The 11,688-nt window shown below is 68.8% G+C and carries 9 protein-coding genes; 1 reads left to right on the top strand and 8 read right to left on the bottom strand.

From position 1 onward, the window contains the following. Window positions 1-37: 37 nt before the first annotated feature. The 8 genes from aroB to NF681_06145 all read right to left on the bottom strand — a co-directional run bounded on the left by aroB (window position 38) and on the right by NF681_06145 (window position 9,001). Window positions 38-1,210: a 3-dehydroquinate synthase gene (aroB, locus tag NF681_06180; protein ID UST54779.1), complete on the bottom strand. Its 1,173-nt coding sequence runs from the start codon at window positions 1,208-1,210 to the stop codon at window positions 38-40. 54 nt (window positions 1,211-1,264) lie between these two features. Then, window positions 1,265-1,867, bottom strand: a complete 603-nt coding sequence (locus NF681_06175; protein ID UST55687.1) for a shikimate kinase — start codon at window positions 1,865-1,867, stop codon at window positions 1,265-1,267. Window positions 1,868-1,902: 35 nt separating this feature from the next. Further along, entirely contained in the window at window positions 1,903-3,759 is a 1,857-nt protein-coding gene (locus NF681_06170) for an Ig-like domain-containing protein (GenBank protein ID UST54778.1), read from the bottom strand. A 176-nt stretch (window positions 3,760-3,935) separates the two neighbouring features. Beyond that, complete coding sequence (locus tag NF681_06165) at window positions 3,936-6,071, bottom strand: type IV pilus secretin PilQ (GenBank protein ID UST54777.1); 2,136 nt, start codon at window positions 6,069-6,071, stop codon at window positions 3,936-3,938. Then, complete coding sequence (locus NF681_06160; GenBank protein UST54776.1) at window positions 6,068-6,610, bottom strand: pilus assembly protein PilP; 543 nt, start codon at window positions 6,608-6,610, stop codon at window positions 6,068-6,070. Before NF681_06160 ends, NF681_06165 begins: the two co-directional genes overlap by 4 nt. Beyond that, window positions 6,607-7,287, bottom strand: coding sequence for a type 4a pilus biogenesis protein PilO (locus tag NF681_06155; protein ID UST54775.1), 681 nt, complete (start codon window positions 7,285-7,287; stop codon window positions 6,607-6,609). Before NF681_06155 ends, NF681_06160 begins: the two co-directional genes overlap by 4 nt. 14 nt (window positions 7,288-7,301) lie before the next feature. Next, on the bottom strand, window positions 7,302-7,925 hold the full coding sequence (locus NF681_06150) for a PilN domain-containing protein (protein UST54774.1): 624 nt from the start codon (window positions 7,923-7,925) through the stop codon (window positions 7,302-7,304). After that, window positions 7,922-9,001: a pilus assembly protein PilM gene (locus tag NF681_06145; protein UST54773.1), complete on the bottom strand. Its 1,080-nt coding sequence runs from the start codon at window positions 8,999-9,001 to the stop codon at window positions 7,922-7,924. The genes NF681_06150 and NF681_06145 overlap by 4 nt, the downstream gene beginning before the upstream one ends. Window positions 9,002-9,301: 300 nt before the next feature. On the opposite strand from NF681_06145, the gene NF681_06140 reads away from it, so the two are divergent. After that, window positions 9,302-11,650 carry a PBP1A family penicillin-binding protein gene (locus tag NF681_06140; GenBank protein UST54772.1) on the top strand — a complete coding sequence of 783 codons (2,349 nt, stop codon included), beginning with the start codon at window positions 9,302-9,304 and terminating at the stop codon, window positions 11,648-11,650. Window positions 11,651-11,688: the final 38 nt, after the last annotated feature.

Raw genomic sequence — 11,688 nt, 5'->3', positions numbered from 1 at the left:
ACCCGTTCGGAGGCGAGCCCACGCCAGTCATCGCGCATCACGCGCCGCCGGACTCGGCCAGCACCTCGCGCACCATCGCGTCCGGCGCGCCACAGACCCGTGCCGAGCCGGGCCTGTCGATCACCACGAAGCGGATCTCGCCGGCCTCGGATTTCTTGTCGACGCGCATCAGTTCCAGGTAGCGCTCGGCGCCCAGGCGCGGGGCCGTCACCGGCAGGCCGGCGCGCTCGATCAACCGCGTCAGGCGCCGTACGAAGGCCTCGTCGATGCCGCCCAGGCGTTGCGACAGGCGCGCCGCCATCACCATGCCGCAACCGACGGCCTCGCCGTGCAGCCACTCGCCATAGCCCAGCCCGGACTCGATCGCGTGGCCGAAGGTGTGGCCGAAATTGAGGATGGCGCGCAGCCCGGCCTCGCGCTCGTCCTGCCCCACCACCAGCGCCTTGATCTGGCAGCTGCGCTTCACCGCGTGGGCCAGCGCGGCCGGATCGCGCCCGACCAGCGCGTCGATGTTCGCCTCGATCCAGTCGAGGAACGCCATGTCGTGGATCGGCCCGTACTTGATGACCTCGGCCAGGCCGGCGCTGAGCTCGCGCGCCGGCAGGGTCGCGAGGGTGTCCAGGTCGCACAACACCAGCCGCGGCTGGTAGAAGGCGCCGATCATGTTCTTGCCCAGCGGATGGTTGATGGCCGTCTTGCCGCCGACCGACGAATCGACCTGCGCCAGCAGCGTCGTGGGCACCTGCACGAACGGCACGCCGCGCATGTAGCTGGCCGCGGCGAAGCCGGTCATGTCGCCCACCACGCCGCCGCCCAGGGCGAACAGCACGGTCTTGCGGTCGCTGCCGTGCGCGAGCAGCGCATCGAAGATCAGGTTGAGCGTCGGCCAGTCCTTGTGGGCCTCCCCGTCGGGCAGCGCGATGACGCGCACGTCGCGGTAGCGGGCAGCCAGGGCCTTCTGCAGCGTGGCGGCATAGAGCGGCGAGACCGTCGTGTTGGTCACGATCAGCGCGCTCGCGGCCTGGGGCGCGACGTCGAAATTCGACGGATCGCCCAGCAGGCCGGCGCCGATCAGGATCGGGTAGCCGCGATCGCCCAGGTCGATGTCGATGCGTTCGGTGGCCGATGCCGCATCGGGCGCGCGAAGCGACGCGCCGGGTGACGACGAGGACGGGAAGCGGACGGGCTGGGAGATGGCGGACGCGGACATGGCGGCGAGTTTAGGGGCAGCGCGGTCCCCGTGCGCCGCCCGGCCGGCGTGGGCTCAATGACTGCGTGGGCGTTGCGGCGACGGCGTCGAAGGCCGGTCCGCCCGTTCGTCGACGCCCTCCGATCGCCTCGACTCGCCCGCCACTTCCGGCACGCCCGCGAGCGCCAGCTGCGCGGCGATCACCTGGACCAGCGAGGCCACGGAGGGCCGGCCCGTCTCGACGGTCGCGTGCGCGGTCGCGCGATAGAGGGGATCGCGCACTTCGTGGAGTTCGCGCAGCCGGCCCAGCGGGTCCTGGACCTGCAGCAGCGGCCGCTTCATGTCGTGGCGCAGCCGGCGGTACAGGTCCTCCGGCATCGAGTGCAGGTAGATGACATAGGCACCCCTCCGCAAGGCGTCTCGATTGGCTTCCCGCAACACCGCGCCGCCGCCCGTGGCCACCACCGCGCCGCGCGTGCCGACGAGTTCGGCGATCACTTCCTGCTCCAGGTCGCGGAAGCGGGTCTCGCCCTCCCGCGCGAAGAAGTCGCGGATGGTGCAGCCGATGCGCTGCTCGATGACGGTGTCGGAATCGAAGAACGGCAGGTCCAGCCGTTGCGCCAGGCGCCGCCCCACGCTGGACTTGCCGGAGCCCGGGAGGCCGACGAGGACGGTCAGTCGATCCGATTTTTCCACTGCCACATCCGTCGCACCTACTCGAAGATTAGTTCTCGCGACGTCGTCAGGGCACGGGGGGACGTCACGGTCACGGTGACCCGTTGGCCCGCGACGCAGCCTGTCGTCGTCAGGGGCACGATGGTACCCGCGTTGCCGGCGACGACGTCCGCCTTGCCGAACGCGGCGTTGGGCACCGTGGTCACGGTGCTGGTCACGGTGCAGCCGGTGTCGGCCGACGCCACGGCGATGGTCGAGCCGACCGGCATGATGTTGCCGTTGAGGTCGTTGACCTTCGCCGCCGGGGCCGCGAGCCTGACCCGGGCGATGGCCGAGCCGTTGACGCCCACGATGCGGGCGCTGGAAGTCGCGAGCACCACCACGGTCTGCCTGCGGATGTCGGCGGTGCCCCAGACGCCGTCGCACCGGTCGGCACGGCCGTGGTCGCCGCCCGGCGCCACGGCCGCCGAGATGACGTCCTGGCAGGCCCGAGCCGGCGACGCGCGCGGCACCGTGAAGTCGTCCACCGCCACGTAGGCGTCGTCCTCGTTGTCGTCGCGGTAGGCGTCGCCGAGGTCCGTGAACGCTTCTCCCGCGTCATGGACGTTGTTGGCGTTGGCGTCGACGAAGTCTTCCTCGCCCGGCAGGTAGGCCAGGATGGAGACGCGGCCGTCGGCCGGGCGTGTGCCCTGCGAACGGAAGCTCACGCTGCAGCTGGAGGTTCCGCCGGCCGTGAGGCAGGTGGGCGGCACGAGCAGGCCGCTCTCGCTCGTCAGGTTCACCTGGGTTCCGTCGGGCACCGGGTTGCCCTGGCGGTCGGCCAGCGAGACGGTGACCGGGGTGCTGGTGCCGTCGACGTTGAATCCCTCGATCGAGAACTGGCCCACGGCGAGGCTGGTGGCCTTCTGGACGGCACGACCCGAGGCCACCGTGAGTACGTTCGACAACGTCGCGGGCACGCTGGGATTGGACGGGATCAGCGCCTGGACCTGGACCGACGTCGGGATCGTTCCCGAGAACACGGCGGCCGAGACCTGGCCCGCCGAGCCGGTCGTGGCGCTCAGGGGCAGCGAATTGCCGGCGAGTCCGAGCGAGACGCCCGGCGCGGCATTGACCAACGACAGCGTGACGGCCTGGTTCTGCACGGCGTTGCCGTTCGAGTCGATGACCCGGAACGTCACCACGGCCTGCGTCGCGCCGGTCGAGCCCGCCAGGTAGATGACCTGAGGCGCGCTGCCGACGAACTGGATGTTCGCCACCTGGGCCGCCGCCACCGGGATCTGGCCGCTCACCGCCGCCGCGCCCGGCACGGAGGCGGTCACGACGACGTTGGTTCCGAAGCATTCGGGGGCGATCGCGGCATAGGTGGTGCTGGCCAGGCCGCCGGCGTTGGTGCTGACCGTGGTGGGCGCCAGGTTGGCGGCACCGCAGCTCGCGGCGAACGTCACCGGCACGGTCGTGGTGGTCAGCGCGACGCCGTTGGCGGTGACGCGCACCGAGACCGAGCGGTTGCCGTAGGCCGCCAGCGCGCCGCTGCCGACGTCGAGCGCCTCGATCCGCAGGCTCGCCGGCGTGAGCTGGTAGTCGAGCGTCTTCGTCACCGTCGTGGTGCCGACGACGGCCGTCGCCGTCAGGGTGCCGGCGCCGGATGCCGTGAGCGATGCCGGGGCCACCTGCACCTGCGCCACGCCGGCCGCATCGGTCAAGGCCTGGCCCGAGGCCGGCGTGAGCGACGCCACGGCGGTGGCGGTCGAGAACGTCACGAGCTTGCTGGCCACCGGCCGGCCGGACTCATCGAGCACGGTGGCGCGTGCGGTGGTCCCGGCAGCCGCCAGCGTCGTCGTCGACGCGTTGTCGGCCCCCCTGAGCTCCAGGGCGATCGAGGGCGTCGTCACGGCCGGGGTCGTGGTCGTGCCCGTCGACGTCGTCGAAGTGCCGCCCGTGGCGGCCGCCGAAGGAACATCGGGACTGCCTCCCCCGCCGCAGGAAGCCAGGATGGATGTCGAAATGATCCAGGCAGAGATTCTCGGGAAATTCATGGCACCTCCTCGTCCGTCGGTTCTTGTTCTCGTCAGCGCGCCGCGCTGCGGTCGGTGATCATCCGCGGCGTGATGAACACCAGCATCTCGGTCTTGTTCAGCGTCCGGGTGCGGGTGCGGAAGAGCGCGCCCAGGTAGGGCACCTCGCCCAGGACGGGAATGCGCGATTCGTCGTTCTGCTCGGTCAGCTCGAAGATGCCGCCGATGACGACCGTGCCGCCGTTCTCCACCAGCACGTCGGTCTTGACGTGCTTGGTGTTGATGGCGAAGCCGGCGGTCGTGGCCTGGCCGACGGTGTCCTTGTTCACGTCCAGCGCCAGGATGATGTTGCCCTCGGGCGTGATCTGCGGCGTGACCTTCAGCGCCAGGTTCGCCTTGCGGAAGGCGATCGACGTCGCGCCGCTGGAGGTGGCCACCTGGTAGGGCAGTTCGGTGCCCTGCTCGATCAGCGCCTCGGTCTGGTCGGCCGTGACGACGCGCGGGCTCGACACCACGCGACCCTTGCCGTCGGCCTCGAGCGCGGAGATCTCCAGGTTCAGCAGGCGGGAGAAGCTCGAGTTGAACAGCGACACGGCGAAGGTGCCCGGCGCGTTGCCGTTGCCCGACACGCCCGTGGACGGCAGGTTGACGAAGTTGCTGCCGGTGAAGGTCGTCGTCGCGCTGGGCGCACCGCCGAAGGTGCCGTTGGTCACCGCGTTGGCCGTGACCGCGGGGAACGCGCCGACGGTGCTTCCGGTGTTGATCACGCCGCCGCCCAGGCGCACGCCCAGCGACTTGCCGAAGGTGTCCGTCGCCTCCACGATGCGTGCCTCGATCATGACCTGCCGCACGGGCACGTCGAGCTTCTGGATCAGCTCGGCCACCTGGGCGAGGCGGGCGGGGATGTCCGAGACGAACAGCTGGTTGGTGCGCGTCTCGGCGATGACGCTGCCGCGCGGGCTCAGGATGCGCGTCGCGGTGCCGACGGCGCCACCGGTGGAGCCCACGCCCGTGCCGCTGAGGCCCTGCGCGATGACCGTGGCCTTGGAGTAGTTCAACTGGAACGACTGCGTGCGCAGGGGTTCGAGGTTCTGGATCGCCGCGCGCGCCTCGTAGTCGAGCTTCTCCTTGGCGTTGATCTCGTCCTTGGGCGCGATCCACAGCACGCTGCCGTTCTTGCGCAGGCCCAGGTTCTTGGCCTGCATGATGATGTCCAGGGCCTGGTCCCACGGCACGTCCTTGAGCCGCAGCGTCAGCGCGCCGGTCACGGAGTCCGAGGTCACGATGTTGAAGTTCGTGAAATCGGCGATCACCTGCAGCAACGAACGGATCTCGATGTTCTGGAAGTTCAGCGAGAGCTTCTCGCCGTTGTAGCCCGTGCCCTGCGTGAGCTTGGTCGGATCGACCTTGCGAGGACGGACCTCGACGACGAACTGGTTCTCGCTCTGGTAGGCGCTGTGCTCCCAGTCGCCCTTGGGCTCGATGACCATGCGCACGCGGTCGCCGGCCTGCTGCGTGGTGATGGTCTGCACCGGCGTGCCGAAGTCGGTCACGTCCAGGCGGCGGCGCAGGCCCTCGGGCAGGGTCGACTTGGTGAACTCGACCACGAGGTTGCCGCCCTGCTGGCGGATGTCGACGCCGACCTGGCTGTTGGCGAGATCGACGATCACCCGCCCAGTGTTCTCGGTGCCCAGCTTGAAGTCGACGTCGCGCAGGGGCAGCATGTCGCGATTGCGGTTCTCGGCGAAGGTGCTGGTCGTCGAGGACACCAGCGCGGTGCCCGCGACCGGTTCGAGCGACACGAGCAGCGACTTGCCCTGGATTTCCGTGCGGTAGGCCGTGGCCTGCTTGAGGTTCAGCACGAGCCGGGTGCGTTCCCCGGCCTGGACGACGTTGATGGAGCGCAGGTTGCCCTGGTTGACCTCGATCGCCGAGCGGCCGATGGCGTTGGCCACCCCCTGGAAGTCGAGCGCGATGCGTGCCGGCGCCTGCACCACGAAACCCGTGGGCACGGCCGCGAGCGATTCCTTCAGATCGATGCGGACGACTTCCGAGCCGGACTGCATGGAGCTGGTGACCGACTCGATGGCGTTCTGCGCCTGGGCGAGCGCCGCCATCGCGAGCAGTCCGACGGTGAGACCGGTGCCGCGCAGCCAGGGCATGAAGCGTGATTTTTTGAATTGGTTCATTTCGACTTCTCTTGCAGCTCCAGCGCGGCTGGGCGTTCGATCCATTCCCCGGAGGCGTCCTGCACGATCTCGCGCAGGGTGAGCTGGTTCTCGCCGACGCGCAGCACGCGCCCGTAGTTCAGACCCAGGTAGTTGCCCGCCCGCACCTGGTAGATCAGCTTGTCGACACGCACCAGCGCCACCGGCTGGCCGCTGCCCTGCAGGCTGCCCACCATCTCCATGGCGTCGAGCGGAAACGACTCGAGCGCCTCCTTGCGGCGCGAGAGTTCCGGCGCGATCAGGCCGGACGTGCTGGGCTGCGCGGCATCGCGTCGCAGGGCCTGGGTCAGCTTGGCGATGTTGAACGGCTCGGTGCCCGCTTCCTGCGTGTAGGCCTGCGGCGTGAATTTCTTGGGCGCGACGATCGGCGTGATCGTCGGCTTGGCCTGCGCGCGCTGCTCGGCCATCCAGGCCTGCAGGTCATCGCGGTCGGAGCCCGCGCATCCCGCCAACACGACGACGACGGCGCCGAGACATGCCGCCTTGCGCACGGTGCTCATTTCTTCGCTCCCGAGGCCGCCGCGCGCCGCTGCAGGCCCTGCTCCTGCTCGTCGAGGTAGCGGTAGGTGCGTGCCGTGGCGTCCATCGTCAGGGTGCCGTCCTTCTGCGGCGCGATCGAGAGGTTGTTGAGCGTGACGATGCGCGACAGGTTGGCCACGTCGCCGACGAACGCGCCCATGTCGTGGTAGTTGCCGGTCACGCGGATCGCGATGGGCAGTTCGGCGTAGTAGTCCTTGACGTCGACCTGTCCGGGCCGAAAGAGCTCGAACTGCAGGCTGCGCCCCAGACCGGCCTGGTTGATGTCCGACAGCAGGGCGTCCATCTCGGCCTTGCTCGGAAGCTGCTTCTCCAGCAGCGTCACGTACTGCCGGACTTCCTCGCGCTGCTTCTTCAGCAGGTCGAGCCGCGCAGCCTGGGTCACCTTGGTCTGGTAGTCGGCCTTCAGCGTCACTTCCCTGGCGCGCGCGGCGTCGAGTTCGTCGCTGGAATTCACCAGCCACAGGAACCACAGCGCCACCAGCACCATGATCGCGGCCGCGACGTGCAGCACGTTGCGCGGCACGGCCGGCCACATCGAGGGATCGTTCGGGTTGAGGTCGCGGAACTGGTCGCCCAGACGCCGCGCCGCGGCGGCGACGTCGACGCGCGCCTTGGACGCAGAGGGTTTTTTCGGCATGGTCGTGGGGTCCTTCAGCCCTTGGTCGCCGGCACGGCCGCGGGCGTCGCGGGCGCGGGGGCGGGCTTGTCGGCATCGGTCGGCCGGCGCAGGCCGATGCGCATGGTGAAGTTCGCCACGCGCCGCTGGTCGCGCGGCGTCAGGGACACCGAGCCGGCCGTGATCTCGACGAGTTCGGGCTTGGTCAGCCACGGGCTGACGGTGCCGAGGTTGCGCAGCAGTTCGGAGACGCGTTCGTTCGATTGCGCCGTGCCCTGCAACGTCACGACCCGGTCGTCCTGCTTCATGCTGGAGAGGTAGACGCCGTCGGGCAGCTGGCTGACCAGTTCGTTGAGCAGGTGCACCGGCAGGTTGCGGTCGCCCTGGAGGTTCTCCACGGCCTGCTGGCGGGCCTTCAATCCGGCGATCTCTGACTGCAGGGTCGAGATCTCCTTGATCTCGCTCTCCAGCTTGGTGATCTCCGACTGCAGGTAGTCGTTGGTCTGCCTCTGGTCGGAGATCTGCGCGCCCAGCCAGAGGTAGATGGCACCGGCGACCAGGGCGCCCATCAGCACGGAGGCCGCCAGCACGGAGAAGAACTGCTCGCGCCGGCGCTTGCGCGCGGCCTCGCGGTGCGGCAGCAGGTTGATCAGGATCATTGCAGGAACCTTCGCATCGCCAGGCCGCACGAGGTCAGGTAGGACGGGGCTTCGCGCCGCATCTTCTTCTCGCGGATGGCGGCGCTGACTTCCATGCCTTCGAAAGGATTGACCAGCGAGCAGGCGAAGGAGGTCTGTCGCGTCACGGCGCTCGTGAGGCCCGGCAACGCGGCCGACCCGCCCGCGAGCAGCACGTAGTCGACGCGGTTGTGCGGCGTGCTGGTGAAGAAGAACTGCAGCGCCCGCGCGATCTCCTGCGCGATGCTCGCCACGAAGGGCTGCAGCACGGCGGCGCCGTAGTCGTCGGGCAGGTCGCCGCTGCGCTTCTTGATCTCGGCCTCCTCGTTCGAGAAGCCGTACTGGCGCACGACGAGCTGGGTGAGCTGCGCACCACCGAACGCCTGGTCGCGGTCGTAGAGCACTTCCTGGTTGCGCAGCACCTGCATGCTCGTGGTGAAGGCACCGACCTCGAACAGCGCCACCACGGCATCCACGCCCTGGTTGGGGAGCTGCTCGATCAACCGCGACGTGGCCATGCGCGACGCATACGACTCGACGTCGAGGATCACGGCCTTCAGGCCGGCGGCCTCGGCCAGGCCCTGGCGGTCCTGGACCTTCTCCTTGCGCGAGGCGGCGATCAGCACCTCCACGTCGCCCGCGGAACTGGCGCTGTCGCCGATGACGCAGAAATCCAGGCTGACCTCCTCCAGGGAGAACGGGATGTACTGGTTGGCCTCCGATTCGACCTGCAATTCGAGTTCCTGCTCGCTCATGCCACCGGGCAGGACGATCTTCTTGGTGATGACCGCCGAGGGCGGCAACGCCATCGCGACGTTGCGCGTGCGCGTGCCGCTCTTGCGCACCACGCGGCGCACGGCCTCGGCGACCTCGTCGAACTTCTCCACGTTGCCGTCGTTGATCCAGCCCCGCTCGAGCGGCTCGATCGCGCAGTGCTCGAGCACCAGCCGGCCGCTGGCCTCGCGCCCGAGCTCGACCAGCTTCACGCTCGATGAACTGACGTCGAGCCCGATCAGGGCGCCAGGCTGTCGTCGAAACAGGGATCCAAGTTCAATCAATTGAATTCTCGTCAGGTGTAACGATTAGCAAGATTTGCATGGGGTTGCATGCTAGCAGCAAGCCCTCACTGCGACCAAGCACCGGACACTTTGTGAATTTGTTCGCGTTGCCAAAATGGAACTCAAATGTAGCGCCGTGCAATTCCGGTGACTTTGAGGGCATCCACGCATCTTTGTGCACCCTCGGCAGGCGCCGGACGCCGGGCTTTTTTATAATGCGCGGTGACTCCGCCCCGCTCCTCCCCCGATTCCACGCGCTCCGCACGGACCGCTCCACGCCCGCCCGCGCGCCCTGCATGGGTGACATGGCTCACGCGCATCGTCCTGTGGGGGCTGGGTCTGGCCGCCGCCGGCGTGCTCAGCGTGGTGGCCGTGCTGGCGGTCGCCCTGGCGGTCGCCTACCCCAACCTGCCCGACATCTCCGACCTGGCCGACTACCGACCCAAGCTGCCGCTGCGGGTGTTCTCCTCCGAGGGCATCCTGATCGGTGAGTTCGGCGAGGAACGCCGCAACCTGACGCCCATCGCCACCATCCCCAAGGTCATGAAGGACGCGGTCCTGGCCGCCGAGGACGCCCGGTTCTACGAGCACGGCGGCGTCGACTACAAGGGCATGGTGCGCGCCGGTCTCGCCAACCTGAACCGCGCGCGCAGCCAGGGGGCCTCGACCATCACGATGCAGGTGGCACGCAACGTCTACCTCAGTTCCGAGAAGACGCTGACGCGCAAGGTGTACGAGGTCCTGCTGACCTTCAAGCTCGAACACCTGCTGAGCAAGGACCAGATCCTGGAGATCTACCTCAACCAGATCTACCTGGGCAACCGCGCCTACGGCTTCGCGGCCGCCTCCGACGCCTACTTCGGCAAACCGCTGCAGGACATCACGATCGCCCAGGCGGCGATGCTCGCCGGCCTGCCCAAGGCGCCCGGCGCGAACAACCCCGTCAACAACCCGACGCGCGCCCGGGGCCGACAGCTCTACGTCATCGACCGCATGCGCGACGCCGGCTTCATCACCGCCGAACAGGCGACCGAGGCCAAGAAAGAGGAATTGCACCTGCGCGATGCCGCCGACCCGAGCCGGCTGCACGCCGAGTACGTGGCCGAGACGGTGCGCCAGCTGATGTATGCGCAGTACGGCGACAGCACCTACACGCGCGGCCTGAAGGTCTACACGTCCCTGGTGGCCGCCGACCAGGCCGCCGCGTACAAGGCGCTGCGCAAGGGCATCATGGATTACGAGCGCCGCCAGATCTATCGGGGCCCGGAGAAATTCGTCGACCTGCCCAACGAAGCGAAGGAGCTCGACGAGGCCGTCGACGACGCGCTGGCCGAGCATCCCGACAACGGCGACCTGATGGCCGCGGTGGTCCTGAAGGCCGGCCCGCGCGAGGTCGTGGCCATCCGCGGCAACGGCGAGACGATCCAGATCACCGGCGACGGGCTCAAGCTGCCGCAGTCGGGTCTGTCCGACAAGGCGCCGCCGAACATCAAGATCCGCCGTGGCGCGGTCATCCGCGTCATGCGCACCGGACCGAAGAACCTGCCCGAGATCACCCAGTTGCCCGAGGTCGAGGGCGCCTTCGTGGCCGTCGACCCGCGCGACGGCGCCGTCAAGGCGATGGTGGGGGGCTTCGACTTCGGCAAGAACAAGTTCAACCACGTGACGCAGGCGTGGCGCCAGCCGGGCTCGAGCTTCAAGCCCTTCATCTACTCGGCGGCGCTGGAAAAGGGCTTCTCGCCGGCCACCGTGATCAACGACGCCCCGCTGTTCTTCGACGCCGGCACCACCGGCGGCCAGCCGTGGGAGCCCAAGAACTACGACGGCACCTTCGAGGGCCCGATGTCGATGCGCCGGGCGCTGATGAAGTCGAAGAACATGGTCTCGATCCGCATCCTGCAGTCGATCGGCACGCGCTATGCACAGGACTGGGTCACCAACTTCGGCTTCGAGCGCACCAAGCATCCGGCCTACCTGCCGATGGCCCTGGGTTCCGGCTCGGTCACGCCCATGCAGATGGCGACCGCCTATTCGGTGTTCGCCAACGGCGGCTATCGCGTCAATCCGTACCTGGTCACGCGCATCACCGACCATCGCGACAAGGTGCTCGTCGAGACGCAGCCGCCACTGCTCAACGAGACGATGCGCGCCATCCCGCAGCGCAACGCCTACGTCATGGACAGCCTGCTGCAGTCGGTGGCCAGCGGCGGGACGGCCGCCAAGGCGCAGTCGACGCTCAAGCGCAACGACATCTACGGCAAGACCGGCACCACCAACGATTCGCTCGACGCCTGGTTCGCCGGCTTCCAGCCCACCATGGCGGCGGTCGCCTGGATGGGCTACGACACGCCGCGCAAGCTGGGCGACCGGGAAACCGGCGGCGGACTGAGCCTGCCGATCTGGATCAGCTACATGGAGACCGCGCTCAAGGGCGTGCCGGTCGCCGACCCCGGACCACCGCCCGCGGGCGTCATGAGCATCGGCGGCGAGCTGTACTACGACGACTTCGGTCCGGGCCGCGGCGTTGCCAGCCTGGGCGTCGAGCAGGCACCGCCGCAACCGGTGGAGGTGACGCCGGGCGGCGAACCCGCCAGCCCGCAGCCGCCACCCGAGGAACGCAACCGCATCCTCGACATGTTCCGCAACTGACCTCGTCGCCGGTGGCTTCGGCGTGCGGCCGCCGCCGC

This window comes from Comamonadaceae bacterium OTU4NAUVB1 (assembly GCA_024372625.1).
In the GTDB taxonomy this organism is placed as follows: domain Bacteria; phylum Pseudomonadota; class Gammaproteobacteria; order Burkholderiales; family Burkholderiaceae_C; genus Variovorax.
The sequence above is the reverse complement of the archived record's forward strand: the minus strand, read 5'-3'. Positions and strand labels throughout refer to the sequence as shown.

Coding starts and splice junctions, on each gene's coding strand:
- aroB (UST54779.1), bottom strand. CDS start 1,210: ATGTCCGCGTCCGCCATCTCCCAGCCCGTCCGCTTCCCGTCCTCGTCG.
- NF681_06165 (UST54777.1), bottom strand. CDS start 6,071: ATGAACCAATTCAAAAAATCACGCTTCATGCCCTGGCTGCGCGGCACC.
- NF681_06160 (UST54776.1), bottom strand. CDS start 6,610: ATGAGCACCGTGCGCAAGGCGGCATGTCTCGGCGCCGTCGTCGTCGTG.
- NF681_06155 (UST54775.1), bottom strand. CDS start 7,287: ATGCCGAAAAAACCCTCTGCGTCCAAGGCGCGCGTCGACGTCGCCGCC.
- NF681_06150 (UST54774.1), bottom strand. CDS start 7,925: ATGATCCTGATCAACCTGCTGCCGCACCGCGAGGCCGCGCGCAAGCGC.